We start from the raw sequence: 26,818 nt of genomic DNA, 5'->3' as shown, positions 1-26,818 counted from the left end.
TCCTCCTATTTTGTCGAAGAAAAGATATAATTGAAAGAGGAAATTTAGATAACTACTTGGAGGTGGCGTTGTGCCGTTAACACCATTAGATATTCATAACAAAGAATTTGGTCGCGGATTCCGTGGCTATGATGAAGATCAAGTAAATGAGTTTCTTGATCAAATTATCAAAGATTATGAATTGGTCATTCGTGAAAAAAAAGCTTTAGAAGAAAAAGTTGCGCAGTTAGAAGGGAAGTTAGATCATTTCTCTAATATTGAAGATACGTTAAACAAATCTATCGTCGTTGCACAAGAAGCAGCGGAAGAAGTAAAACGTAATGCGCAAAAAGAAGCGAAATTAATTGTGCGTGAAGCTGAAAAGAATGCTGATCGTATTATTAACGAAGCATTAGTAAAATCAAGAAAAGTTGCTTTTGATATTGAAGAGCTAAAGAAACAAGCGAAAGTATTCCGAACTCGTTTCCGTATGTTATTAGAAACACAGCTTGAGATGTTAAACAACGATGATTGGGATAAACTAATTGAATTAGAAGACGAAGTAGATGAACTGTTGAAAAAAGAAGAAACAGTGTAAGCTTGACGTTTTTCTCATTATTACATATAATTTTAAACAACATATTTATTAAGAAAAACGAAGATAGGGATAAGTACCTTTTCAAACCTTATATAGCGAACTGAGGATGGTGTAAGCTCAGGATAAGGAGATAGTGGGAATATCACCCTGGAGTTCCGCGCTGAACAAATAGAGTAAGCGTAGGCGTGTATTCGCGTTAAGAATATAAAGAGGATTCTATACACATGTATATGATCTACTAGGGTGGTACCGCGGGAGACTTTCTCGTCCCTTTTGGGGATGAGAAGGTCTCTTTTTTATTCCGTTTTTTAAGTGTTTCTTTTATACATGTAAGGAGGAATTGAGCATGGAGTACAAAAATACATTACTGATGCCAAAAACAGAGTTCCCAATGCGTGGGAATTTACCAAAACGTGAGCCTGCAATGCAAGAAAAATGGGCTGAAATGAATATTTACGAAAAAGTACAAGAACATACAAAAGGACGTCCTTTATTTGTATTGCATGATGGACCTCCATATGCGAATGGTGACATTCATATGGGACATGCATTAAATAAAGTATTAAAAGACTTTATTGTTCGTTATAAATCAATGACTGGTTTTAGTGCGCCATATGTTCCAGGATGGGATACGCACGGTTTACCAATTGAACAAGCTTTAACAAATAAAGGTGTAAAACGTAAAGAAATGACAGTTGCTGAGTTCCGTAAGTTATGTGCAGAGTATGCCTATGAACAAGTAGAACGTCAACGTGAACAATTTAAGCGTCTAGGTGTACGTGCAGATTGGGATAATCCATATATTACTTTAGAGCCAGCTTATGAAGCACAACAAATTAAAGTGTTTGGTGACATGGCGAAAAAAGGTTATATCTATAAAGGTCAAAAACCAGTTTACTGGTCTCCAACGAGTGAATCTGCTTTAGCGGAAGCTGAAATTGAATATCAAGATAAAAAATCAGCATCTATTTACGTAGCATTCCCTGTAAAAGATGGAAAGAACGTATTAGAAGGTGATGAAAAGTACATCATTTGGACAACGACACCTTGGACATTACCTGCAAACTTAGGTATTTCTGTTCACCCAGAGCTTGAATATAGCATTGTAAAAGTAAACGATGAGAAATATATCATTGCTTCTGAGCTGTTTGAGACAGTTGCAAAAACGTTAGAGTGGGAAAATGCTGAAGTTGTGAAAACAGTAAAAGGTAGCGAACTTGAGTACACAGTTGCAAAACATCCATTCTACGATCGTGATTCATTAGTTATGCTAGGAGACCACGTAACAACAGATGCAGGTACAGGTTGTGTTCATACAGCACCAGGACACGGGGAAGATGACTTCGTTGTTGGTAAAAAGTATGGATTAGAAGTACTTTGCCCAGTCGATGATAAAGGTGTATTAACAAATGAGGCACCTGGATTTGAAGGCTTATTCTATGATAAAGCTAACAAACCAATTACAGAAAAATTAGAAGAAGTAGGCGCGTTACTGAAACTAACATTCATTACACATTCATACCCACATGATTGGAGAACGAAAAAACCAATTATTTTCCGTGCGACAGCACAGTGGTTTGCATCTATTGAAGCATTCCGTAAAGAATTAATAGAAGCTGTAGCAGAAACAAAATGGGTACCAGCATGGGGAGAAACTCGTCTTCATAATATGGTTCGTGACCGTGGTGACTGGTGTATTTCTCGTCAGCGTGCATGGGGTGTGCCAATTCCAGTATTCTATGCTGAGAATGGTGATCCAATTATTACGGATGAAACAATTAACCATGTAGCAGATTTATTCCGTGAACACGGTTCTAACGTATGGTTCGAGCGTGAAGCGAAAGATCTATTACCAGAAGGATTTACACATCCAGGTAGCCCAAATGGGGAATTCCGTAAAGAAACAGACATCATGGATGTATGGTTCGATTCAGGTTCTTCTCACCAAGCGGTATTAGAAGAGCGCGAAGATTTACAGCGTCCAGCTGATTTATATTTAGAAGGATCTGACCAGTATCGTGGTTGGTTTAACTCTTCATTATCAACAGCAGTTGCTGTAACAGGTAAAGCTCCATATAAAGGCGTACTAAGTCACGGTTTCGTACTAGATGGTGAAGGACGTAAGATGAGTAAGTCGATTGGAAACATCGTCGTACCGAAGAAAATTATGGATCAATTAGGCGGAGACATTTTACGCTTATGGGTATCTTCTGTTGACTATCAATCTGACGTACGTATTTCAGATGATATTTTAAAACAAGTAGCAGAAGTGTATCGTAAAATCCGTAACACATTCCGTTTCTTATTAGGAAACTTAGACGACTTTAAGCCAAGTGAAAATGCAGTAGCTGTAGCTGAACTTCGTGAAGTAGATCGTTACATGTTAGTGAAATTAAATGACTTAATTACAAAAGTTAAAGAAGCATATGAGACATACGACTTCGCTGCTGTGTATCATGCAATTCATAACTTCTGTACAATTGATTTAAGTTCATTCTATTTAGACTTTGCAAAAGACATTTTATATATTGAAGGTGCAAACCACGAAGATCGTCGTGCGATTCAAACTGTATTATATGATGTTCTTGTTGCGTTAACGAAACTTGTAACACCAATCTTACCGCATACAGCTGATGAAGTATGGCCATACATTCCAGGCGTAACAGAAGAAAGTGTACAATTAACTGATATGCCAGAAGCTGTACAATTAGATGACGCGGAAGCGTTAAAAACAAAATGGGATGCATTTATGACATTACGTGATGACGTGTTAAAAGCACTAGAAGTAGCTCGTAATGAAAAAGTAATCGGTAAGTCATTAAATGCAAGCATTACGCTATATCCAACTGCAGAAATGAAAGCTATGTTAGAGTCTATTAGCGAAGACTTAAAGCAATTATTCATCGTTTCTGAGTATAAACTTGGTGGTATGATGGATGAAGCGCCAGCAGATGCACCGAAGTATGAACATACAGCGGTTGTTGTTGCTCAAGCAACTGGTGAAACATGTGAACGTTGTTGGGTAGTTTCAGAAACAATTGGTAAAGATGCTGAACATGAAACATTATGTGAGCGTTGTGCAACAGTTGTTAAAGAAAACTATGTAAAATAATAAAAAAAGCTGACTGCTATTGATGCAGTCAGTTTTTTTGTTGATGGCATATCAAAATCACTTTCAGACTCTTTCCTGTGAAGGAAAAATGTGTGTGAGGTAAGCAAATAAATTTCGGACACACTAACTGTACATTACAGCTAGGAGGAATGTACACGTGAATGAAATTTACATGGAAATAAAAGAAGAATTGCAATTGATGAGAAAAGAGTTGCAAGAGAGACTAGCTAAAGAAGTAATGCACAAATATGATGTCGAGTTCAGCCAAGAGCTTGGATATGAAATTAAGGAAGAGATAAAGAAAAAATTGCTATTACATGATATAAAAGAGGATTTAAAGGATGTAGAACGCGCATTATTTAAAATGGAAATAGACATGTATGGTATTTGTGAAGATACGGGGAGATTAATTTCGACAAAGCAAATGAAGACAATGCCGACTGCCCGTACGATTCATGAATTCTTTTATGAAAAGGTAAATGTATGAATACGCACAACGATATTATATTACCTTTTTTTAATTTATTTTATTCTTCTATAAAGGTTCATTGTGAAAAGGTAGCAGCTATGCTAAAATTTTGAGGTACACTGTCTTTGTGGGGGAAATGAAAATGATATATTATGTAATAGCGTTATTCGTCATTGCTATCGATCAAATATCGAAGTGGTTAATTGTAAAGAACATGGAATTGGGTACGAGTATTCCGATTATCGACAATGTATTATACATAACATCACATCGAAATAGAGGCGCTGCTTGGGGTATTTTAGAAAATAAAATGTGGTTCTTCTACATTATTACAGTTGTTTTTGTAGTGTTTATTGTATTTTATATGAAAAAGTATGCGAAAACAGACAAGCTTCTAGGTATTTCGTTAGGCCTAATTTTGGGCGGGGCAATTGGTAACTTTATTGATCGTGTATTTAGACAAGAAGTAGTGGATTTCATTCACGTGTATATTTTCTCGTACAACTATCCAGTATTCAATATAGCTGATTCAGCATTATGTATTGGTGTTGTATTAATTATTATTCAAACATTATTAGAAGGCAAGAAAGCGAAGGAGTAATTGAATGAGTGAAGTAGTACAAGTAACAGTTGCAGCAGAGCAAAAAAACGAGCGAATTGATAAATTCGTTACAGGGATAAATAACGAATGGTCACGTACGCAAGTGCAGCAATGGATTAAAGATGAAGTTGTGACAGTAAACGGGAAAGCGGTAAAAGGGAATTATAAAGTAAAAGAAGAAGATGAAATTACAGTAACAATTCCTGAACCAGAAGAGTTAGATATTCAACCAGAGGATTTAAATTTAGAAATTTATTATGAAGATGCAGATGTGCTTGTTGTAAATAAGCCACGTGGTATGGTTGTACATCCAGCACCAGGGCATACAAGTGGTACACTTGTAAATGGCCTTATGCATCATTGTACAGACTTATCAGGCATTAACGGTGTAATGCGTCCAGGTATCGTGCATCGTATTGATAAAGATACATCTGGACTATTAATGGTTGCTAAAAATGATATGGCACATGAATCGCTTGTGAATCAGCTTGTAGCAAAAACAGTAACGAGACGTTACAAAGCGATTGTACACGGTGTGATTCCGCATGATAAGGGAACGATTGATGCTCCGATTGCTCGTGATAAGAAAGAGCGTCAAAGTATGACAGTTGATGAAAATGGTAAGAACGCTGTTACGCACTTCCAAGTGTTAGAACGCTTTAAAGACTTTACACTTGTAGAATGTCGCTTAGAAACGGGACGTACGCACCAAATTCGTGTTCATATGAAATATATTGGCTATCCACTTGCAGGAGATCCGAAGTATGGTCCGAAGAAAACGTTAGATATGAATGGACAAGCACTTCATGCAGGTATTTTAGGCTTTGATCATCCTCGTACGGGTGAATATATTCAGTTTGAGGCACCGATTCCAGAAGTGTTTGAAGACGCATTAAATATTTTACGAAAATAGTATTGACAAATCATAAGAAAACTGAGATACTGACAACAGTTAAATAATGATCCTTTAACACAGCCCCGTGAGGTTGAGAAGGTAACGGTTTGAAATACTTAGGGTATGTTGTACCCTTTTTTCAAAAGTCCTCTCGCACACGCTGAGAGGACTTTTTTTATACCATTACTCTCACGCAAGAAAAAAGCTTGGAGGTGTAGAGCATGCAAGAGAAAGCTGTCGTTTTAGATGACCAAATGATTCGCCGCGCTTTAACACGAATTAGTCATGAAATCGTGGAACGCAATAAAGGTGTCGATAATTGTGTTCTTGTCGGAATTAAAACTCGTGGAATTTTTATTGCACAACGTTTGGCAGAACGAATTGGTCAAATTGAAGGAAAAGAAATGGAAGTTGGAGAGTTAGACATTACGTTATATCGTGATGATTTAACACTACAATCGAAAAATAAAGAACCACTTGTAAAAGGTTCTGATATCCCTGTAGATATTACGAAGAAAAAAGTTATCCTTGTGGATGACGTATTATATACAGGAAGAACAGTTCGAGCAGCAATGGATGCTCTTATGGATTTAGGTAGACCATCTCAAATCCAATTGGCGGTTCTTGTTGATAGAGGTCATCGCGAATTACCAATTCGCGCTGATTATGTAGGGAAGAATATTCCAACATCAAGTGAAGAGCGTATCGAAGTTGATTTGCAAGAGACAGATCAACAAGATCGAGTAAGCATATACGATAAGTAAAGCCCTTTTAAATGTAGTCCTGTGAGGCTGCCAAAGGGTCTTGGCTTTCATATGTCAAATTTGGCATACGAAAGTGTAGGACTCTTTGTGCACAGGCACAAAGAGTTTTTTTATTGCAAAGATTTAAACTGAAGGAGGATGTAACAATGGAACAAAAGCCAGTGTTAGACGTTAATGAAGTACCGAAACCGGGAAAATGGTTATTTTTAAGTATACAACATTTGTTCGCGATGTTTGGATCAACAGTGCTTGTTCCGTTTTTAACAGGATTGAATCCATCAGTAGCATTAATATCAAGTGGATTAGGAACGTTAGCGTTCCTTCTTATAACGAAAGGTCAAGTACCTGCTTATCTAGGATCATCATTCGCCTTTATCGCACCGATTATAACAGCGAAAACGGCAGGTGGACCGGGAGCGGCAATGCTTGGTGGTTTGCTAGCAGGACTTGTGTACATCTTAATCTCACTCGGAATTAAGAAATCAGGATCAGAGTGGATTATGAAATTACTACCACCAATCGTAGTTGGTCCAGTAGTAATGGTAATCGGTCTAGCTTTAGCACATACAGCAGTTAACATGGCGGTGAACGGTGCGGATGGCAAATATAGCTTTACACACTTTTCAGTAGCGTTAGTAACATTAGCAATTACAATTATATGCTCGATATTTGGAAGAGGATTTTTCAGTATCATACCAGTGTTACTTGGCATTATCGGCGGATATATCTTCGCTTACTTCCAAGGGCTAGTAGACTTAAAGCCGGTAGCTGAGGCAAAATGGTTTGTTGTACCAGATTTCACAGTACCATTTGTAACATACACACCAGAGTTTTCATGGAAGATTGTACTCTTGATGGTACCAGTTGCACTAGTAACAATATCAGAACATATCGGACATCAAATTGTTCTTGGAAATGTTATTAAAAGAGATTTAATTGAAAAACCAGGTTTACACCGTTCAATCTTCGGTGACGGAGTAGCAACATTAATCGCGTCACTAATCGGTGGGCCACCGAATACAACGTATGGTGAAAACATCGGTGTGCTAGCAATTACGAGAGCATACAGTGTATACTTATTCATCGGTTCAGCAGTATTCGCAATCATGTTCGGATTTATCGGTAAGATTTCTGCACTGATTCATTCGATCCCAACACCAGTTATGGGTGGTGTATCAATCTTACTATTCGGTGTAATCGCATCAAGCGGATTACGCATGATGGTAGATGATAAAACAGATTTAAGTGACAAACGAAACTTAATGATTGCATCAGTAATATTAGTAATCGGTATTGGTGGAGCGGTACTTCACGTAGGAGAATCATTCCAAGTAGAAGGAATGGCACTAGCAGCAATTGTAGGTGTACTGTTAAATCTACTACTACCGGAAACGAAACAAATAAAACAATCTAAGCAGATTGCTTCATAATAATAACCTTTTAATTCAGTCCTGTGAGACCGGAAAGGGTGGCTTCTTTCTTGCACCCTAGTCTCACACGATTAGGGTATTTTTATGCAAAGGTTGTTATAAAAATTCAAAAGTGGTAACATAAAAATCAGAAAGATGAGGGATGACGATGAGCCATTTGTTAACGATGAGTGAATTATCGGAAGTAGAAATTTCAGAAATCCTAAAATATGCAGAAGATTTTGCGAATGGAAAAGAGAGCAAAACGACAGAGCAAACTTTTGTTGCGAACTTGTTCTTTGAGAATAGTACGAGAACGAGATTTAGCTTTGAAGTTGCTGAGAAGAGATTAGGACTTGATGTTTTAAACTTTTCAGCTGATGCATCTAGCGTACAAAAAGGAGAAACTCTATACGATACGATAAGAACACTAGAATCAATCGGAACAAAAGCAGTGGTCATCCGCCACGAGCAAGATCGCTACTTCGATGAACTAAAAGATCAGGTGAATATTCCAATCTTAAATGCTGGAGATGGATGCGGAAACCACCCAACACAGTGCCTACTGGACCTTCTTACAATTAAACAAGAGTTTGGAAGATTTGAAGGTTTGAAGATTGCAATAGTAGGAGATGTTCGTCATAGCCGAGTAGCACGTTCTAATGCAGAAGCATTAACGAAGCTTGGTGCAACAATTTACTTTGCAAGTCCAGAAGAGTGGAAAGATGAAGACAACACATTTGGAACATACAAACCATTAGATGAACTTGTTCCAGAAGTTGATGTAATGATGTTACTCCGTGTACAACATGAGCGTCATGATCATTATGAAACAGACATTATGAAAGAATATCATGAGAAACACGGATTAACAGTAGAAAGAGAAAAGCGTATGAAAGAAGGAAGCATTATTATGCATCCAGCTCCTGTAAACCGTGATGTTGAAATTGCAAGTGAACTTGTTGAGTGTGAGCGTTCACGTATATTTAAACAAATGGAAAATGGAGTTTACGTAAGAATGGCTGTACTAAAACGCGCCTTACCAAATGTATTAGGAGGAATGAAACATGAATTATTTGTTTAAAAATGGTCGTTATATGAATGAAGAAGGAAAAATCGTAGCAACGGATCTTCTCGTACAAGACGGTAAAATCGCTAAGGTAGCAGAAAATATTACGGCAGATAATGCTGAAGTAATCGATGTGAACGGAAAGTTAATCGCACCTGGATTAGTAGATGTACACGTACATCTTCGTGAACCAGGTGGTGAACATAAAGAAACAATTGAAACAGGTACACTAGCAGCGGCAAAAGGTGGATTCACTACAATTTGCGCAATGCCAAATACACGCCCGGTACCAGATTGCAGAGAACATATGGAAGACTTGCAAAAACGTATTGAAGAAAAAGCTCATGTTAACGTACTACCATACGGAGCAATTACAGTACGTCAAGCTGGTTCTGAAATGACAGATTTCGAAACATTAAAAGAACTTGGAGCATTTGCTTTCACAGATGACGGCGTAGGCGTACAAGATGCGAGCATGATGTTAGCGGCTATGAAACGTGCAGCAAAATTAGATATGGCAGTAGTTGCGCACTGTGAAGAGAATACGCTTATTAATAAAGGTTGTGTACATGAAGGGAAGTTTTCTGAGAAACACGGATTAAACGGTATCCCATCAGTATGTGAATCTGTACATATTGCAAGGGATATACTGCTTGCTGAAGCAGCAGATTGCCACTATCACGTATGTCATGTAAGTACGAAAGGTTCTGTACGTGTAATCCGTGATGCGAAACGCGCTGGAATTAAAGTAACAGCAGAAGTAACACCGCATCACCTAGTGTTATGTGAAGATGATATCCCATCAGCTGATCCTAACTTTAAAATGAACCCACCGCTTCGTGGAAAAGAAGACCATGCAGCATTAATTGAAGGTTTATTAGATGGAACGATCGATATGATCGCAACTGACCATGCACCGCATACAGCGGAAGAGAAAGCACAAGGAATTGAAAGAGCACCGTTTGGAATTACTGGTTTTGAAACAGCATTCCCGCTTCTATACACAAACCTTGTGAAAAAGGGAGTTATTACGCTAGAACAGTTAATTCAATTCTTAACAGAAAAGCCAGCTGATACATTCGGCTTAGAAGCAGGTCGCCTAAAAGAAGGTAGAGCAGCTGATATTACAATCATTGATTTAGAACAAGAAGAAGAGATTGACCCAACAACATTCTTATCAAAAGGAAAAAATACACCATTCGCAGGTTGGAAATGCCAAGGATGGCCGGTAATGACAATCGTTGGTGGTAAGATCGCATGGCAAAAGGAGAGTGCATTAGTATGAAAAGACAACTTATCTTAGAAGATGGAACAGTATTAATTGGAACAGGTTTCGGAGGCGAAATCGAAAAGTCAGGTGAGGTTGTATTTACAACAGGAATGACTGGATATCAAGAAACATTATCTGATCCATCATATTGCGGTCAAATCGTAACATTCACGTACCCATTAATCGGAAACTACGGCATTAACCGTGACGATTTTGAATCCATTCACCCATCTGTAAATGGTTTAATCGTAAACGAAATTTGTGATCACCCATCAAACTTCCGTAATGAAATTTCGTTAAATGATTACTTGAAAGAAAGAAATATCCCAGGATTAGCAGGGATTGATACGAGAAAATTAACGAGAAAAATTCGTCAATACGGTACATTACGTGGACGCCTTTGTAACATGGATGCAGATGTAGAGTACATTGTAAGCCAATTAAAAGCGACAGTATTTACAGATCATGTAAAACGCGTATCAACGAAAGATCCATACCCAAGCCCAGGTCGTGGTCACCGAGTTGTACTAGTAGACTTCGGTATGAAACATGGTATTTTACGAGAATTAAATAAGCGTGACTGTGATGTAATTGTAGTTCCTTACAACACAACAGCGGAAGAAATTTTACGCCTTAGCCCAGATGGAATTATGTTAAGTAATGGACCTGGAGATCCGAAAGATGTACCAGAAGCAATTGAAATGTTAAAAGACATTATCGGTAAAGTTCCTTTATTCGGAATTTGCCTAGGACATCAATTGTTCGCTCTAGCATCAGGTGCAAATACAAGTAAGTTGAAATTTGGTCACCGTGGTTTAAACCATCCAGTAAAAAATCTTGCAACTGGAAAAGTAGCAATTACATCTCAAAACCACGGATACGCAGTAGAAGAAGAATCAGTTGAAAATACAGATCTTGAAATTACACATGTTGCTTTAAACGATGGAACGGTAGAAGGTCTTCGTCATAAGAAGTTCCCGGCATTTACAGTACAATACCATCCAGAAGCTTCAGCGGGACCAGAAGATGCAAATGATTTATTCGAAGATTTCTTAACAATGATTGAAAACTTCAAGAAAGAAGGGGAAGAGTTATGCCAAAACGCCTAGACATTAACACAATTTTAGTAATCGGATCAGGACCAATTGTAATTGGGCAAGCAGCGGAGTTTGACTACTCTGGTACACAAGCTTGTCAATCTCTTAAAGAGGAAGGTTACAAAGTAATCCTTGTTAACTCTAACCCAGCAACAATTATGACGGATACTGCAACAGCAGATAAAGTATACATCGAGCCATTAACATTAGAATTCGTAAGCCGTATTATTCGTAAAGAACGTCCTGATGCAATCCTACCAACATTAGGTGGTCAAACAGGTTTAAACATGGCTGTTGAACTTGCAAAATCAGGCGTACTTGACGAGTGCGGAGTTGAAATTTTAGGAACAAAATTATCAGCAATCGAGCAAGCGGAAGATCGTGATTTATTCCGTACATTAATGCAAGATTTAAATGAACCAACACCACCAAGTGAAATTATTCATAACCTTGATGAAGCATATGGATTTGTAAACGAAATTGGTTACCCAGTAATCGTTCGACCAGCATTCACATTAGGAGGAACGGGCGGCGGAATTTGTCATAACGAAGAAGAGCTAATTGAAATCGTAACAAGTGGTTTAAAACATAGCCCAGTAACACAATGTTTATTAGAGAAAAGTATTGCTGGCTGTAAAGAAATTGAATACGAAGTAATGCGTGATTCAAATGATAACGCGATTGTAGTGTGTAACATGGAAAATATCGATCCAGTTGGTGTTCATACAGGTGATTCAATCGTTGTAGCACCGAGCCAAACGCTAAGCGACCGTGAATACCAAATGTTACGTAACACGTCATTACGAATTATTCGTGCACTAGGAATTGAAGGTGGATGTAACGTTCAGCTTGCACTAGATCCATATAGCTTCCAATACTATGTAATCGAAGTAAATCCACGTGTAAGTCGTTCATCTGCACTAGCATCTAAAGCAACTGGATATCCAATTGCGAAATTAGCAGCAAAAATTGCAGTCGGCTTAACGTTAGATGAAATCGTAAACCCAGTAACACAAAAAACTTACGCTTGCTTCGAGCCAGCGTTAGACTATGTTGTTTCAAAAATTCCACGTTGGCCGTTTGATAAGTTTGAATCAGCGAACAGAACGCTTGGAACACAAATGAAAGCAACTGGTGAAGTTATGTCAATCGGACGTAACTTAGAAGAATCATTACTAAAAGCAGTTCGTTCTTTAGAGCTTGGCATTTATCACTTAGAATTAGACCACTTAAAAGAACTTGATAAAGAAACGATGAAAAAACGTATCATTAAAGCGGATGATGAACGACTGTTTATTGTAGCAGAAGCAATTCGCCAAGGTGTAACGAAAGAAGAAATCAATGAATGGTGTGAAATGGACTTCTTCTTCTTACAAAAAGTTGAAAACATCGTAAATATGGAACGTGAAGTAAAAGCGAATGTAGGAAATATGGAAGTACTACAAACTGCAAAAGAAATGGGCTTCAGCGATCACTACATTGCAGCAGCTTGGAACAAAACGGAGCGCGAAATTTACGATATGCGTAAAGAAAATAATATGATGCCAGTATTCAAAATGGTAGATACTTGTGCGGCAGAGTTTGAATCTGCAACGCCATATTACTACAGCACATATGCGGACGAAAATGAATCGATTGTAACAGATCGTAAGAGTGTAGTAGTTCTAGGATCTGGTCCGATCCGTATTGGTCAAGGTGTTGAGTTTGATTACGCAACAGTTCACTCAGTATGGGCAATTAAAGAAGCTGGATATGAAGCAATTATCATTAACAACAACCCAGAAACAGTTTCAACAGACTTCAGTATTTCTGACAAATTATACTTTGAACCATTAACGATTGAAGATGTAATGCATATTATCGATTTAGAAAAACCAGAAGGTGTTATCGTTCAGTTCGGTGGACAAACGGCAATTAACTTAGCAGCGAAACTAGAAGAACACGGTGTGAAAATTTTAGGAACATCACTTGAAGACTTAGACCGTGCAGAAGATCGTGATAAATTTGAAGCTGCTTTAACAAAACTTGGCATCCCGCAACCAGTTGGTAAAACAGCAACGACTGTAGAACAAGCGGTAGCAATCGCAGAAGAAATTGGTTACCCAGTATTAGTAAGACCATCTTACGTACTAGGTGGACGTGCGATGGAAATCGTATATCGTCAAGAAGAACTACTGCACTACATGAAAAATGCAGTTAAAGTTCATGCAGATCACCCAGTATTAATCGACCGTTACATGGTTGGTAAAGAAATTGAAGTAGATGCAATTTCCGATGGTGAGAATGTATTCATTCCAGGTATTATGGAACATATTGAACGCGCTGGAGTTCACTCTGGTGACTCAATTGGAGTATATCCACCACAAAGTTTATCTGAAAAACTAAAAGAACAAATCATTGAACATACAATTGCACTTGGAAAAGGATTAAACATTGTTGGATTACTAAATATCCAGTTTGTAGTATTCAAAGATCAAGTGTACGTAATTGAAGTAAATCCACGTGCAAGCCGTACAGTACCGTTCTTAAGTAAAATTACAGGCGTACCGATGGCGAATGTTGCAACGAAAGTTATTTTAGGGCAAGACCTAGTAGAGCAAGGATACGGAACTGGCTATCACCCAGAAGAGAAAGAAGTATATGTAAAAGCTCCGGTATTCTCATTCGCGAAACTACGCTCAGTTGATACAACATTAGGACCTGAAATGAAATCAACAGGGGAAGTAATGGGTAAAGACTTAACGCTTGAAAAAGCATTATATAAAGGATTAGTTGCTTCTGGAATTAACATCCCAACGCACGGCTCAGTAATCATTACTGTAGCGGATAAAGATAAAGAAGAGGCGATGGAAATTGCAAAACGTTTCCACGAAATCGGCTATAACTTATTAGCAACAGCTGGAACAGCACAATCATTAGAAGAGCAAAATATCCCAGTACAAGTTGTAAACAAAATTGATTCTGAAGACTACAACTTACTAGATATTATCCGTCAAGGAAAAGCACAGTTTGTAATTAACACATTAACAAAAGGTAAACAACCAGCGCGTGATGGTTTCCGCATTCGCCGTGAATCAGTAGAAAATGGTGTGGCTTGCTTAACATCACTTGATACAACAAGAGCAATCTTACGAGTATTAGAATCTATGACATTCTCAGCTCATTCAATGAAAGAAATTACGCAAACAAAGCGTCACGAGGTGGTACATGCATGATGCAAAAGCAAAATATGATCGTCGTTAACCAAAAAGAAATCGCAAAAAATATTTACGAATTAGTGCTTCAAGGAACGTTAGTACAGCAAATGAACGAACCAGGGCAGTTTGTACACATTAAGGTAGCAGAGGGCATTGCGCCCCTTCTGCGCCGCCCAATTAGTATTTGTAATGTAGATCGAGAGAAGAACGAATTTACAATGCTATATCGTGCCGAAGGACAAGGGACAAAAACATTAGCAACTAGAAAACAAGGTGAAATGGTAGATGTACTAGGACCATTAGGACACGGTTTTCCTGTAGAAGAAGCAGAAGCTGGTCAAACAGCTTTACTAGTAGGTGGGGGAATTGGTGTACCACCACTTTATGAATTATCACAGCGCCTCGTTGCAAAAGGTGTACGTGTTATTCACATCTTAGGCTTTCAAACGAAAGATGTAGTTTTCTATGAAGAAAAATTTGCAGAACTTGGTGATACGTACGTTGCGACAGTAGACGGTACACACGGTACAAAAGGATTTGTCACAGATGTAATTGATAATTACGGAATTGACTTTGATATTCTTTATTCATGTGGTCCGCTAGCGATGCTTCGTGCATTAGAAGGACGTTACAAAGAGAAAAAAGCCTATATTTCATTAGAAGAACGTATGGGCTGTGGTATTGGAGCTTGTTTCGCATGTGTATGCCACTTACAAGAAGATCCAAGTGGACATTCTTACAAGAAGGTGTGTAGCGACGGACCAGTATTTCCAATCGGGGAGGTTGTACTATGAACAGATTGCAAGTTGAATTACCAGGATTATCATTAAAAAATCCAATTATACCGGCATCTGGATGCTTTGGGTTTGGTCGTGAATATGCACAGTTTTACGATTTAAGTGTACTAGGATCAATCATGATTAAAGCGACGACAGAACAACCACGTTATGGAAATCCAACGCCTCGTGTTGCTGAAACACCAGGCGGCATGCTAAATGCAATCGGACTTCAAAACCCGGGATTAGACAAAGTAATGAATTCGGAATTACCATGGTTAGAACAATTTGACCTTCCAATTATTGCAAACGTTGCAGGCTCACAAGCTGAGGATTACGTAGCGGTTGCGAAGGAAATTTCTAAAGCGCCTAATGTCCATGCACTAGAATTAAACATTTCTTGTCCGAACGTAAAAACAGGTGGTATCGCCTTTGGTACAAATCCTGAAATTGCTGCTGATTTAACGAAGCGAGTAAAAGAGGTTTCTGAAGTACCTGTATACGTGAAATTGTCACCGAACGTGGCAAACATAGTAGAAATTGCAAAAGCGATTGAAAATGCAGGTGCAGATGGTTTAACGATGATTAATACATTGCTTGGTATGCGTCTAGATTTAAAAACAGCTAAACCAATTTTAGCAAACCGTACAGGCGGATTATCAGGTCCTGCGATTAAGCCAGTAGCAATTCGCATGGTACATGAAGTAAGCCAAGCGGTTAACATTCCAATTATCGGAATGGGTGGTATTGAAACAGCTGAAGATGTAATTGAATTCTTCTATGCTGGCGCAAGCGCAGTTGCAGTAGGTACAGCGAACTTTATCGATCCGTTCGTATGTCCGACAATTATTGAAGAGTTACCAGCATTATTAGATGAATTAGGGTTTGATCACATTTCGGAATGTCAAGGAAGGAGCTGGAAGCAAACATGTCACAGTCGTTAATCGTTGCACTAGATTTTCCAGGGAAACAAGAAGTAGAACAATTCTTACACCACTTTGAAGGGGAAGAGTTATTTGTCAAAGTAGGTATGGAGTTATTTTATAAAGAAGGCCCTGCGATTATTACGTACTTAAAAGAAAAGGGACATAAGATCTTCTTAGATTTAAAACTTCATGATATTCCGAATACAGTAAAAAGCGCTATGCGTAGCCTAGCTAGTCTAGATGTTGATATGGTAAATGTTCATGCTGCTGGGGGAAGCAGCATGATGAAAGCTGCGATTGAGGGATTAGAGGAAGGTAAGCAAGAAGGAAAAGAGAGACCGATTTGTATTGCAGTTACACAACTAACAAGCACTTCGGAAGCTATGATGAAAAAAGAGATCGGCATTGAGAAAACGTTAGAAGAAGCGGTTGCTCATTATGCAAAATTAACGAAAGAAAGTGGACTTGATGGCGTTGTTTGTTCAACACTTGAAGTTCCAAAATTACGTGAAGTATGCGGAAATGAATTTGTAACAGTAACACCGGGGATTCGTCTTGCAAGCGATGATGTAAATGACCAAGTGCGCGTAGCAACACCGAAACGTGCGAGGGAACTTGGCTCAAGCTACATCGTAGTTGGACGTAGTATTACAAAAGCAGAAAATCCGCTTGAAGCGTATAAAACAGTAAAACAACAGTGGGAAGGTGTAACAGTATGAAAAAAGAAATCGCATCGCATTTATTAGAAATTGGAGCAGTATTTTTACAACCGAATGATCCATTCACTTGGTCTTCAGGTATGAAATCACCAATTTATTGTGATAACCGTTTAACTTTATCTTATCCAAAAGTACGTCAAGCGATTGCAGCTGGATTAGAAGAGTTAATTAAAGAGCACTTCCCAACTGTAGAAATTATTGCAGGAACAGCAACTGCTGGTATTGCGCACGCTGCATGGGTAAGCGATCGTATGGATTTACCAATGTGTTACGTACGTAGTAAAGCAAAAGGTCACGGTAAAGGGAACCAAATCGAAGGGAAAGCTGAAAAAGGTCAAAAAGTCGTAGTAGTAGAAGACTTAATTTCAACTGGCGGTAGTGCAATTACATGTGTAGAAGCACTTCGTGAAGCTGGATGTGAAGTATTAGGAATCGTATCAATCTTCACATATGAGTTAGAAGCAGGAAAAGAAAAACTAGAAGCAGCTAACGTAGCATCATACTCTTTAAGCGACTACAGTGCATTAACTGAAGTAGCAGCAGAAAAAGGTATGATTGGACAAGCTGAAACGAAAAAATTACAAGAGTGGCGTAAAAATCCAGCAAACGAAGCTTGGATCACAGCGTAACACGAAAAAAACGACTGCGGGGGAACGCGGTCGTTTTTTTATATCATTGTTATAATTTCATGTAACGAACAGATAGTAGGAATATCGTACTTGAGTTGTGAGTTATCCCGATTCAACCATATCCCTTGCATCCCAGCTGCTGTACTACTAATCGCATCAGTCTCTAATCGATCGCCAATATAATAGCAGTCTTTCATTTCAAGATTCGATTGTAATACACTACTGTGAAAAATTTCAGGATCTGGTTTCGATATCCCAAGTTCACTAGAAGTAAATATATATTTGAAATATTGTAGAATGTTTAGAGTAGTTAACTTTTCGACTTGTTGCTCATATTCACCATTACTAATGATACCTAATGAGTACCCTTTTTCCTGCAAGGTCTGTAATGTATAGTTTACATCTTCAAACGCGGTCCAGTTGTTCTTATATAGTTCTATATATTGATTGAATTTATGCTGAGATTCCTCGGGGGATAAGTTTACTCCATATGCTTTAAATAAATGATACATTCGCATCCTTTGTTGTTCCTGAAAAGATAATTCTTTGGACAAAAATTTGTTGAAATATTCTTCTGATAATTCATGCCAGACTTTCGTGGCCTCTAATTCATTGCCTGAAAAAATAGTATTATATATTTGAAAAAAATCTATAATACCATTTCTTTCAGCAGCCTCATATTCAAGTAAAGTTCCATCAATATCAAAGAAAATCATATTACAATCTCCTTAACTACTTAGTGCTTTCTGCAAGCTTATATCCTTTTACAAACAATAGAGTCACATAAGAAACAATAAATGAGAAAATGCTATACATGCCGACCCAAAAGAAAAATTTTGGAGTAAAGGCGATAACACCTATTATTAAAAAACTAGCAAACGTTACAATCGGCATTACGTAATACGTTTTCGTCTTGCGCGTTCCAATAACAGAAACGATAAAGATAAGTAACGGACAAATTAATAAGACGAAAATCAATTCATTCATAGTTATGTCCCCTTTTCTAATTGCAGTAATCTGTTTCTCGTAAACGTTTTGAAAAAATTACTCTCCTAATATAATTTCGCTAAGGGATAACGAATCCCTGTTGAAAACCAGTAATTCATGATGAATTTTACAAGAAAAAACGTAAGCAAGAGAACACTTGCTTACGTTATAAAATAAACATCGCAAAGATAGTGGTGACAATTAAACCGATAACAACCGGTAAAAAGTTTCGGCGTGCCAGTTCAAATGGATCTACCTTGCAAATTGCAGCAGCAGGAATAAGCGCCCAAGGAATTAACGTCCCGCCCCCGGTCCATATAGCCGCAATTTGTCCGAGTGCTGTTAATGTAGCTGTTCCATGACCTAAAGCTGTTCCGAAAAGGTTTGCAATGGAACCAGCAAGCGATATACCGGAAAAACCAGATCCATCTAAGCCTGTTATGACACCAACGATAGTTAATGTTCCCGCTGATACGTATTGGTTTAAAGGAACAGTTTGAGATAAAGCGATGCCTAAGTCGTTAATGATTCCGTGTGAACCTTTCGGTAAATAGTCTCCGATAATTTTCACAAAGCCACTATCTCCTAAATAAAAGAGTGCAGCGATAGGAATAACTGGTCCGAAAATTTTAAAGCCAAATTGGAGCCCTTCTATGAAATAATCGGTTGTTTTATTCAGTCCATTACCTTTGTAGGCGATGAGAGAAATGATGATAATCATAATAACAGTCGTTCCGCCGATAAGTGCAGTTGCGTCGCTTCCTTGTAGTTTAAATTGAATCATGCAAAGGATATCAATGATATATATGATAGGAATACATATAGCGAGCCATTTTTTTATGCGAGGAGATAATGAAGTGAGCGTTTTAGAAGAATCAGTTGATGGCATAGATTCTTGTATAGATAAGCCTGTATGAAACTCTTTTCGTAAGAAGAAAAAAGCGACGGAAGTTGTCACAATGCCCATAACGATAACGAGTGGAACACTTGCAGATACGACGCTGGAAACAGGGAGACCAGCCGCGTCTGCAGTTAATTTCGGTGCACCTTGAATAACGAAGTCGCCAGATAAGGCGATGCCGTGCCCAAATAAGTTCATAGCAATTGCAACCCCAATTGGAGGAAGGCCGACACGTACAGCAACCGGTAATAAAATAGCTCCCATTAAGGCGACAGCTGGAGAAGGCCAAAAGAAGAAAGAAATGGTCATCATTAAAAGGCCGATAATCCAGTAGGCGAGTGTAGGTGTACGAATCATTTTTGTAAATGGTGAAATCATCGTATCATTTATGCCAGTATGAACGAGTAAATTGCTCATTGATACGATAATGGAGATGATTAATATAGTTGGTAATAGCTCAGTAATGGCGTAAATGAAACTTTGAAAAATCCCGCTAATGGCAAGAGGGATAGAACTTGTTGCAGTTAATGCTAATAAAAAGATAAAAACGATACAAATGATAGTCGTATCTTTCCGGAGAATAAAAAAGGTAATAATAGTGAGTAAACAAATAATGTAGAGAGCGTGTAATAGCGTTAATTCAACTCCCATAACATTCACATCCTTTAGGCATTCGTGTAGTTTATTGTATGAAAGCAGTGAAAGTATGTGAGTATAGGAAAAAGAAAAAAGTAAAATTTCATGTACTGTAATGATGAGAACGATAAATGGATGTTACAATACAGTTAATCCTAAAAAATGAATAAAAGAAAGTGCCACCTTATCTGGTGGCACTTTCTTATTTTACTGCATGAGCTTTTTGCATCTTCCTAATTAAGCGAATTTGTCCGCGATGATTGATTTCATCTTCAAATACGTGAAACCATTTAAAGTAGTTGTTAGCTGGTTTGTCATACCAAAAGTCTGTCGTTTTAAATAGCCATTCATCAGGTAAAGATTGAAATGTTTCAATTGTTTTAGAGCGTACTTCTTGTAATGTATTAATGTAAGATTCTAAAGAGTTTCCTTTTATTTTTTCTCGTCCAAGATTCCCTAACTCAATAGCTGGCAACCAATGTTCTAATTCAGCTTCCGTCGGTTCACGATCCTCAAAGGTATGGATTTGGTAGTAAAATTCAATAGCAGCCATGTGATATAACAGCATGCCAATTGAATTAGCTTCTTTATCATATAAATAATCAAGTTCTTCAATTGTTAAACTTTCCACTGCTTGCATTGTTGTATAACGAGCGTAATTCATCATGGAAACAAGTTTTGAAAACTCAACTTGTAAACCATCTATTTTATCAATTACAAAATTCAATTTAAATTCCCCCTCTTTAAATGAACACTCCAGAGAAGGAATTCTATGTGTAGAAAAAAACTCCTTTTAAAAAGGCCATGATTTTAACAAGGGATTACAATTAGTTCTCTATTTGATTTTGTAATAACTTCATATCCGTCTTTTGTAATGACGATATCATCTTCAATTCTACAACCGCCCCAGTTCGGTATGTAAATGCCCGGCTCAACTGTAACAACCATACCTTCTTGTAAAGTTACCTTACTTTCTTGGGATAGGCGAAGCGGTTCATGTATTTCTAACCCAAGACCGTGCCCAGTAGAGTGGCCAAAGTATTGACCGTATCCATGTTCTGTAATGTAATCCCTCGTTACATCATCGATACTTTTCGCAGTTTCTCCAGGCTTAATCGCTTCAGTCCCACGTTTTAACGCTTCTCGTACAACATTGTATATTTTTTTGAATTCTTCCGATGGTTCCCCTATTGCTACGGTACGTGTTATATCGGAACAATATCCGTCGTAAAGTGCACCAAAGTCTAATGTAACGATGTCGCCTCGTTCAATTATTTTATTTGATGCAACTCCATGTGGAAGAGAAGAACGAACACCAGAAGCTACAATAATTTGAAATGATGAAGATGTAGCACCTTTTTTTCGCATGAAAAATTCTAATTCATCTCGTACAGCATTTTCACTTATTCCTGGTTTTAGAAACGTAAGGATATGATGAAATGCTTCGTCCGCGATATTAGCTGCAATTTTCATTGTTTCTATTTCAGGCGTGTCTTTAATGATACGAATATTTTCGATAATTTCGCACACTTGAATCATTTCCGCCTGTACGTATTTTTGCAAGTTTTTATATTGTTGCAATGTCATGTTGTTTTCTTCAATTCCAAGTTTTTGAATGTTTAATTTCGATACTTGATGTGCAATTTCTTTTTCTAAATTTCCTTTATGCATAATAATTTCAGCATCTTTTATTTGTGATTTCGCTTGATCTACATAGCGGAAATCAGTGATGAAAACAGCTTGATCGGCAGAGATTAAGACGACGCCAGCACTACCTGTAAAGCCTGTTGCATATTGGCGGTTTTCTTTTTTTGTAATAAGTAACCCGTCAATTTCATAGTTTTGTAGTTGATTTTGGATTTTATTAATTTTTAAAGTCATGTTAATTCCTCCTATTCATAGTATTGAATAAAGCAAATAGCGTGCCAAAATGTATATTTGAAGAAAGGATAGTAGGGACAACATATATTTTAGGGGAGATAAAAAAATAGCCCGTAATTTGTGGGAGACGGTTTGTTCATAAAATCTAGATTGCTTCAATGAATAGCAGGGGGATGGGGGGAAAATGATTGGAGTTACACTTGTACTTTATTTACATGCTGTAAAAAAATTTATACAAATGTGAAATGATACTGTCAATTTTTTTGACAATATTGAATGGATATAGCAACGAAATTGAAAACATATAAAAAATGCGCTGCATACAAGCAACGCATTTTTTTATTTACGCTTTTAATTTCATTACAATATCAGCATCTGGTGTTACATATACGGTTTGCTGATTGTCGTACGTAACAAAACCAAGTTTTGCACCACTCGGTTTTTTGACATGGCGTATTTTGGTGAAATCAACAGGTACAGAGCTAGACTCTTTCGCTTTACTGTAATAGGCAGCAATTTTGGCAGCTTCTAGTAAAGTTTCTTCAGCAGGCTCTAAAGAACGAATGACAACGTGAGAGCCAGGTATGTCTTTCGTATGTAACCAAATTTCATCACGGCGGGCAAACTTCGTTGTTAAATAATCATTTTGTTTATTGTTTTTACCAACGAAAATCTCTGTGCCATCACTTGCTACATATTTATCTAATACTGGTTTAGTAGGCTTTTTCTTTGCGTTTTTCGTTTTGCGATTGCGCACATAACCTTCTTCAGCTAATTCCTCACGAATTTCTTCAATATCTTTTGAAGAAGCAGCTTCCATTTGTTGAAGTAAGCTATCAAAATAAAGAATTTCTTCATTTGTTTTTTCGATTTGTTCTTCTACAACAGCAACCGAATTTTTTGCTTTTTGATACTTTTGGAAATAGCGTTGTGCATTTTCAGATGGTGTTTTTAAAGGATCTAATGTGATTTTTACAGTTCCACCATCCTCATCGTAATAATTAACGACCTCAATATCTTTATCGCCCTTTTTTAAAGCGTACATATTGGCTGTAAGTAGCTCTCCAAATAGTTGATATTTATCTGCTTTTCCAGCATCTTGCAGTGTTTTTTCGAGTTTAATGAGTTTTTTCTCGTTTTTATTTTTTTCGTTTTGCATAAAGCGTTCTAAATCATGAGCTTGTTGTTTTACACGATCACGTTCTGCTTTGCCAAAGAAGAAACGATCTAACAATTCGCTCACTGATGAGAATGTTTTTTCTTCTCCTTGCAAGTGTGTAAGAGGGAAAAGATAAAAGAATTCTTTTCCATTTGCAGTAATCATTGTAGGTGTATATGCATGAGATAGTAATGGTGTTTGTATAGAGAAAAATGCTTCTGATAATGCTTTCTCGTTTACCATACCGGCTTTCTTTACTACTTCTTTTGCAAATAATGGGGATATTCCCATGAAAGCACCGACGAGTTGTTTATCCATATTTCCAGATAGAAAGTCTAGCGGTCTAATAAAATCATCTGCGGTTTCAATTTGCAGAGGATTGATTTTATGTTGGGCTGGTGGCGCGACGTACTCAGCACCAGCATATACAGTTCGGTGACGGTTTACGGCTAATGAAACGTGTTTTAAGCTATCTAAAATCACGTTTGCTTTCGTATCTAATAAGATAATGTTACTATGTCGTCCCATTATTTCAATTACTAATGTTTTTAATGATTCGTCTCCGATTTCATTACGACTGCGAACTGTAATTTGAATAATGCGTTCTAAGTCGATTTGTTCAATTTTTTCAATAAATCCACCTTCTAAATGTTTGCGAAGAAGCATACAGAACATCGGCGGTATTGCTGGCGAATCGTAGTTTTGATTCGTTAAGTGCATACGCGCATATGTAGGATGAGATGAAAGAATTAGTTTTTGGTTCTTTCCATTCGCTCGAATATGTAATAAAATCTCGTATTTTGAAGGTTGATATATTTTGGAAATTCTTCCTGTGTAAAGAGAATTTTCAATTTCATGTGTAATCGCTCTTGTAAATAATCCATCGAATGCCATAAATGAACACTCCTTTCTAACTAAATGTTAATTATAGCATTTTTTTGGACGAGGCTGAATAAGCTTTCAATAGAGTATGTCTGGAATCAGGAGGTCGATAGCAGGATGAACTGGTATGGAATGCGAGCACATGAAGTGGAAGAAAGAACGAATACGAATGTAAAGGTTGGACTTACAGAGAAAGAAGCAGAAGGGCGAGTAAAGAAATTTGGTACTAATGAATTAGAAGAAGCAAAAAGGCCTTCTGCACTAATGGTATTTTTAGCACAGTTTAAAGATTTCATGGTACTCGTTTTGTTTGGAGCAACAATTGTTTCTGCGTTTTTAGGTGAATACATTGATTCTATTGCTATTGTTGCCATTGTTATTATCAATGGTATTCTCGGCTTTTTTCAAGAAAGAAAAGCTGAAAAATCATTGGAAGCTTTAAAGGAACTAGCTGCCCCGCAAGTTACTGTAATGCGGAATGGAAAGTGGGTAAAAGCACCATCTAAAGCACTTGTTTTAGGTGATATTATTAAGTTTTCCAGTGGTGATCGTATTGGGGCTGATGTGCGTCTTGTTGAGGCATCAAGTTTATATATTGAAGAGTCTGCTTTGACAGGGGAGTCCGTACCTGTACAAAAGAAGGTAGAAGCACTGCAAGGGCAAGATGTTGCAATTGGGGATCAAAAAAATATGGCTTTTATGGGGACAATGATTACGCGAGGATCTGGTACAGGAGTCGTTGTAGCAACTGGTATGAATACAGCGATGGGGCAAATTGCAAATATGTTGCAAAATGCAGAGCAAATGGAAACGCCACTGCAAAGAAGGTTAGAACAGCTCGGAAAAATATTAATTATTGTAGCTCTTATTTTGACAGCGCTCGTTGTATTGGCTGGTGTGTATCAAGGGAATGAAGTATATCATATGTTTTTAGCTGGCGTATCGCTAGCTGTTGCGGCTATTCCAGAAGGATTGCCAGCAATTGTTACAGTAGCTTTATCACTTGGTGTACAGCGTATGATAAAAAAGAGAGCAATTGTAAGGAAGTTACCGGCCGTAGAAACGTTAGGCTGCGCTTCTGTTATATGCTCTGATAAAACGGGAACAATGACACAAAACAAAATGATGGTAACACATATGTGGTCAGGCGGAGAATTGTGGAAAGTGACAGGGCAAGGATATGAACCTAATGGCTCTTTTATGAAAGGTGAAAAAGAAGTGAATCCAGCTAAGACAAAATCACTTTATCAGCTACTTACATTTGGTTCACTATGTAACAATGCAAATATTATTCAAAAGAAAAAGGCGTACGTATTAGATGGGGATCCAACAGAGGGAGCGCTTGTAGCTGCAGCAATGAAAGCTGGGATAACACGTGAGGCATTGAAAGGGAAATTTGAAATTATTCGTGAATTTCCATTTGATTCAACTCGAAAAATGATGAGTGTTATTATACGAGATCGAGAGGGGAAAAAGTTTATTGTTACGAAAGGAGCACCGGATGTTCTTTTGCAAATGAGTCAAACAATCTTATGGGGGGATAAGCAGCAGCCGTTAAGTGAGCTATATAGAAAAGAAGTACAGGCGGCTATTCATAGCTTAGGTAGTCAAGCGCTTCGAACAATTGCAGTTGCGTTTAAACCTTTAAAAGTCACGGATTCTATTGAACATGAAAGAGACGTTGAAAAAGATTTTATGTTGGTTGGGATACAAGGTATGATTGACCCGCCAAGGCCAGAAGTCGCGCAGGCGGTAAAAGAGTGTAAAGAAGCTGGTATTCGAACAGTAATGATTACAGGTGATCATAAAGTGACAGCAATGGCGATTGCTGAACAATTAGGAGTTTTACCACCAGATGGACGCGTTGTTGAAGGAGTAGAACTCGCGAATATGGATGTGGAGGAATTAGAAAATGTTGTAGAAGATACGTATGTATTCGCTCGTGTATCACCTGAGCATAAATTGAAAATTGTTAAAGCATTGCAAAATCAAGGACATATAGTAGCGATGACAGGTGATGGAGTGAACGATGCTCCAGCGATAAAAACAGCGGATATTGGGATAGCGATGGGGATTACAGGGACAGATGTTGCAAAAGAAGCCTCTTCACTTGTTTTACTAGATGATAATTTTGCTACAATTAAGTCAGCGATTAAAGAAGGAAGAAATATATACGAGAACATACGTAAGTTCATTCGCTACTTATTGGCGTCAAATGTTGGAGAAATTTTAGTTATGTTATTTGCGATGTTACTTGCATTACCACTGCCGATGGTTCCTATTCAAATTTTATGGGTGAACTTAGTTACTGATGGTTTACCAGCGATGGCATTAGGTTTGGATAAGGCTGAAGGAGATGTGATGAAGAGAACACCGCGTCACCCGAAAGAAGGGGTATTCGCTAGAGGGCTTGCGTGGAAAATAATAAGTCGAGGGTTTTTAATTGGAGCAGTGACGTTAGTGGCGTTTATTATTGCGTATAACCAACATCCAAATGAACTGAAATATGCACAAACTGTAGCGTTCGCGACGTTGGTACTTGCACAGCTTATTCATGTATTTGATTGTCGTAGTGAGCATTCTGTCTTTCACCGTAATCCATTTGGGAACGTGTATTTAGTAGGGGCGGTTATTATTTCGTTACTACTTATGCTAGTGGTTATATATTATCCACCGTTACAACCGATCTTTAGCACAATGCCGATACAAGCAAGAGATTGGTTATTAATTGGAGGTTTGTCATCAATTCCGACTTTCTTACTAGTAGGTTCTTTATTAACAGGGAAAAAGGCTAAGAAGAAAAAGCCGATGTTATATAAGAAGGGATTAAACTTGAAATAGTCAATGTTATGAAAATGTGAT

The 26,818-nt window shown here is 37.8% G+C and carries 22 protein-coding genes and 1 other annotated feature; of the genes, 16 read left to right on the top strand and 6 right to left on the bottom strand.

Going from position 1 to position 26,818, the window contains the following annotated elements; translation table 11 throughout:
- Window positions 1-70 precede the first annotated feature (70 nt).
- The 15 genes from divIVA to pyrE all read left to right on the top strand — a co-directional run bounded on the left by divIVA (window position 71) and on the right by pyrE (window position 17,510).
- Complete coding sequence (divIVA, locus tag ACTFR3_RS10555; protein WP_001131611.1) at window positions 71-577, top strand: septum site-determining protein DivIVA; 507 nt, start codon at window positions 71-73, stop codon at window positions 575-577.
- A 51-nt stretch (window positions 578-628) separates the two neighbouring features.
- Window positions 629-852 (top strand) — a binding site (T-box leader).
- Between the two features lie 71 nt (window positions 853-923).
- Window positions 924-3,689 (top strand): isoleucine--tRNA ligase, encoded by a 2,766-nt coding sequence (ileS2, locus tag ACTFR3_RS10550; RefSeq protein ID WP_000455951.1) that lies wholly within the window; start codon window positions 924-926, stop codon window positions 3,687-3,689.
- Between the two features lie 157 nt (window positions 3,690-3,846).
- A complete protein-coding gene (locus tag ACTFR3_RS10545) occupies window positions 3,847-4,176 on the top strand; it encodes a molecular chaperone DnaK (protein WP_001002955.1) in 330 nt (109 codons plus the stop codon).
- 124 nt (window positions 4,177-4,300) lie between these two features.
- A complete protein-coding gene (lspA, locus tag ACTFR3_RS10540) occupies window positions 4,301-4,759 on the top strand; it encodes a lipoprotein signal peptidase LspA (RefSeq protein ID WP_000642180.1) in 459 nt (152 codons plus the stop codon).
- A gap of 4 nt (window positions 4,760-4,763) precedes the next feature.
- The gene (locus ACTFR3_RS10535) at window positions 4,764-5,672 is read left to right on the top strand and encodes an RluA family pseudouridine synthase (RefSeq protein WP_000005833.1); all 909 of its coding nucleotides are present in this window, start codon (window positions 4,764-4,766) and stop codon (window positions 5,670-5,672) included.
- Between the two features lie 203 nt (window positions 5,673-5,875).
- Window positions 5,876-6,418 (top strand): bifunctional pyrimidine operon transcriptional regulator/uracil phosphoribosyltransferase, encoded by a 543-nt coding sequence (gene pyrR, locus ACTFR3_RS10530; RefSeq protein WP_001156491.1) that lies wholly within the window; start codon window positions 5,876-5,878, stop codon window positions 6,416-6,418.
- Between the two features lie 146 nt (window positions 6,419-6,564).
- Entirely contained in the window at window positions 6,565-7,848 is a 1,284-nt protein-coding gene (gene uraA, locus ACTFR3_RS10525; RefSeq protein WP_440044409.1) for a uracil permease, read from the top strand.
- Window positions 7,849-7,996: 148 nt separating this feature from the next.
- Window positions 7,997-8,911: an aspartate carbamoyltransferase gene (pyrB, locus tag ACTFR3_RS10520; RefSeq protein ID WP_406903789.1), complete on the top strand. Its 915-nt coding sequence runs from the start codon at window positions 7,997-7,999 to the stop codon at window positions 8,909-8,911.
- Window positions 8,895-10,181, top strand: a complete 1,287-nt coding sequence (gene pyrC, locus ACTFR3_RS10515) for a dihydroorotase (RefSeq protein ID WP_001108367.1) — start codon at window positions 8,895-8,897, stop codon at window positions 10,179-10,181. The genes pyrB and pyrC overlap by 17 nt, the downstream gene beginning before the upstream one ends.
- Entirely contained in the window at window positions 10,178-11,275 is a 1,098-nt protein-coding gene (locus tag ACTFR3_RS10510; RefSeq protein WP_000828680.1) for a carbamoyl phosphate synthase small subunit, read from the top strand. Before pyrC ends, ACTFR3_RS10510 begins: the two co-directional genes overlap by 4 nt.
- Entirely contained in the window at window positions 11,260-14,478 is a 3,219-nt protein-coding gene (gene carB, locus ACTFR3_RS10505) for a carbamoyl-phosphate synthase large subunit (RefSeq protein WP_001126101.1), read from the top strand. Before ACTFR3_RS10510 ends, carB begins: the two co-directional genes overlap by 16 nt.
- Complete coding sequence (gene pyrK / locus ACTFR3_RS10500) at window positions 14,475-15,254, top strand: dihydroorotate oxidase B electron transfer subunit (RefSeq protein WP_197201668.1); 780 nt, start codon at window positions 14,475-14,477, stop codon at window positions 15,252-15,254. The genes carB and pyrK overlap by 4 nt, the downstream gene beginning before the upstream one ends.
- Window positions 15,251-16,180 (top strand): dihydroorotate oxidase B catalytic subunit, encoded by a 930-nt coding sequence (pyrD, locus tag ACTFR3_RS10495; protein ID WP_001081049.1) that lies wholly within the window; start codon window positions 15,251-15,253, stop codon window positions 16,178-16,180. The genes pyrK and pyrD overlap by 4 nt, the downstream gene beginning before the upstream one ends.
- Window positions 16,165-16,881 carry an orotidine-5'-phosphate decarboxylase gene (pyrF, locus tag ACTFR3_RS10490; RefSeq protein WP_000083510.1) on the top strand — a complete coding sequence of 239 codons (717 nt, stop codon included), beginning with the start codon at window positions 16,165-16,167 and terminating at the stop codon, window positions 16,879-16,881. The genes pyrD and pyrF overlap by 16 nt, the downstream gene beginning before the upstream one ends.
- On the top strand, window positions 16,878-17,510 hold the full coding sequence (gene pyrE / locus ACTFR3_RS10485; RefSeq protein WP_000711440.1) for an orotate phosphoribosyltransferase: 633 nt from the start codon (window positions 16,878-16,880) through the stop codon (window positions 17,508-17,510). Before pyrF ends, pyrE begins: the two co-directional genes overlap by 4 nt.
- Window positions 17,511-17,548: 38 nt before the next feature.
- Here pyrE and ACTFR3_RS10480 read toward each other — a convergent pair whose 3' ends face one another.
- The 6 genes from ACTFR3_RS10480 to ACTFR3_RS10455 all read right to left on the bottom strand — a co-directional run bounded on the left by ACTFR3_RS10480 (window position 17,549) and on the right by ACTFR3_RS10455 (window position 23,968).
- Complete coding sequence (locus ACTFR3_RS10480) at window positions 17,549-18,226, bottom strand: HAD family hydrolase (protein WP_048538890.1); 678 nt, start codon at window positions 18,224-18,226, stop codon at window positions 17,549-17,551.
- Between the two features lie 16 nt (window positions 18,227-18,242).
- Complete coding sequence (locus ACTFR3_RS10475) at window positions 18,243-18,497, bottom strand: YbeF family protein (protein ID WP_001003935.1); 255 nt, start codon at window positions 18,495-18,497, stop codon at window positions 18,243-18,245.
- A gap of 166 nt (window positions 18,498-18,663) precedes the next feature.
- Window positions 18,664-20,049: a hypothetical protein gene (locus ACTFR3_RS10470; protein ID WP_153580573.1), complete on the bottom strand. Its 1,386-nt coding sequence runs from the start codon at window positions 20,047-20,049 to the stop codon at window positions 18,664-18,666.
- A gap of 187 nt (window positions 20,050-20,236) precedes the next feature.
- On the bottom strand, window positions 20,237-20,761 hold the full coding sequence (locus tag ACTFR3_RS10465) for a DinB family protein (RefSeq protein WP_440044407.1): 525 nt from the start codon (window positions 20,759-20,761) through the stop codon (window positions 20,237-20,239).
- Between the two features lie 83 nt (window positions 20,762-20,844).
- Window positions 20,845-21,915 carry a M24 family metallopeptidase gene (locus ACTFR3_RS10460; RefSeq protein ID WP_242292228.1) on the bottom strand — a complete coding sequence of 357 codons (1,071 nt, stop codon included), beginning with the start codon at window positions 21,913-21,915 and terminating at the stop codon, window positions 20,845-20,847.
- A 343-nt stretch (window positions 21,916-22,258) separates the two neighbouring features.
- Window positions 22,259-23,968: an Rqc2 family fibronectin-binding protein gene (locus tag ACTFR3_RS10455; RefSeq protein ID WP_440044406.1), complete on the bottom strand. Its 1,710-nt coding sequence runs from the start codon at window positions 23,966-23,968 to the stop codon at window positions 22,259-22,261.
- Window positions 23,969-24,073: 105 nt separating this feature from the next.
- On the opposite strand from ACTFR3_RS10455, the gene ACTFR3_RS10450 reads away from it, so the two are divergent.
- Window positions 24,074-26,797, top strand: a complete 2,724-nt coding sequence (locus ACTFR3_RS10450; protein WP_440044405.1) for a calcium-translocating P-type ATPase, SERCA-type — start codon at window positions 24,074-24,076, stop codon at window positions 26,795-26,797.
- The last annotated feature ends 21 nt before the right edge of the window (window positions 26,798-26,818 follow it).

Source organism: Bacillus cereus group sp. MYBK14-1 (assembly GCF_051916885.1).
Lineage (GTDB): Bacteria > Bacillota > Bacilli > Bacillales > Bacillaceae_G > Bacillus_A > Bacillus_A cereus.
This window is presented reverse-complemented; position numbering and strand designations above follow the sequence as displayed.

Excerpts from the sequence above, each read along its gene's own strand:
- ileS2 (WP_000455951.1), top strand. The coding sequence starts at position 924 with ATGGAGTACAAAAATACATTACTGATGCCAAAAACAGAGTTCCCAATG.
- lspA (WP_000642180.1), top strand. The coding sequence starts at position 4,301 with ATGATATATTATGTAATAGCGTTATTCGTCATTGCTATCGATCAAATA.
- ACTFR3_RS10535 (WP_000005833.1), top strand. The coding sequence starts at position 4,764 with ATGAGTGAAGTAGTACAAGTAACAGTTGCAGCAGAGCAAAAAAACGAG.
- pyrR (WP_001156491.1), top strand. The coding sequence starts at position 5,876 with ATGCAAGAGAAAGCTGTCGTTTTAGATGACCAAATGATTCGCCGCGCT.
- uraA (WP_440044409.1), top strand. The coding sequence starts at position 6,565 with ATGGAACAAAAGCCAGTGTTAGACGTTAATGAAGTACCGAAACCGGGA.
- pyrB (WP_406903789.1), top strand. The coding sequence starts at position 7,997 with ATGAGCCATTTGTTAACGATGAGTGAATTATCGGAAGTAGAAATTTCA.
- pyrC (WP_001108367.1), top strand. The coding sequence starts at position 8,895 with ATGAATTATTTGTTTAAAAATGGTCGTTATATGAATGAAGAAGGAAAA.
- ACTFR3_RS10510 (WP_000828680.1), top strand. The coding sequence starts at position 10,178 with ATGAAAAGACAACTTATCTTAGAAGATGGAACAGTATTAATTGGAACA.
- carB (WP_001126101.1), top strand. The coding sequence starts at position 11,260 with ATGCCAAAACGCCTAGACATTAACACAATTTTAGTAATCGGATCAGGA.
- pyrK (WP_197201668.1), top strand. The coding sequence starts at position 14,475 with ATGATGCAAAAGCAAAATATGATCGTCGTTAACCAAAAAGAAATCGCA.
- pyrD (WP_001081049.1), top strand. The coding sequence starts at position 15,251 with ATGAACAGATTGCAAGTTGAATTACCAGGATTATCATTAAAAAATCCA.
- pyrF (WP_000083510.1), top strand. The coding sequence starts at position 16,165 with ATGTCACAGTCGTTAATCGTTGCACTAGATTTTCCAGGGAAACAAGAA.
- pyrE (WP_000711440.1), top strand. The coding sequence starts at position 16,878 with ATGAAAAAAGAAATCGCATCGCATTTATTAGAAATTGGAGCAGTATTT.
- ACTFR3_RS10480 (WP_048538890.1), bottom strand. The coding sequence starts at position 18,226 with ATGATTTTCTTTGATATTGATGGAACTTTACTTGAATATGAGGCTGCT.
- ACTFR3_RS10475 (WP_001003935.1), bottom strand. The coding sequence starts at position 18,497 with ATGAATGAATTGATTTTCGTCTTATTAATTTGTCCGTTACTTATCTTT.
- ACTFR3_RS10470 (WP_153580573.1), bottom strand. The coding sequence starts at position 20,049 with ATGGGAGTTGAATTAACGCTATTACACGCTCTCTACATTATTTGTTTA.
- ACTFR3_RS10460 (WP_242292228.1), bottom strand. The coding sequence starts at position 21,915 with ATGACTTTAAAAATTAATAAAATCCAAAATCAACTACAAAACTATGAA.
- ACTFR3_RS10455 (WP_440044406.1), bottom strand. The coding sequence starts at position 23,968 with ATGGCATTCGATGGATTATTTACAAGAGCGATTACACATGAAATTGAA.
- ACTFR3_RS10450 (WP_440044405.1), top strand. The coding sequence starts at position 24,074 with ATGAACTGGTATGGAATGCGAGCACATGAAGTGGAAGAAAGAACGAAT.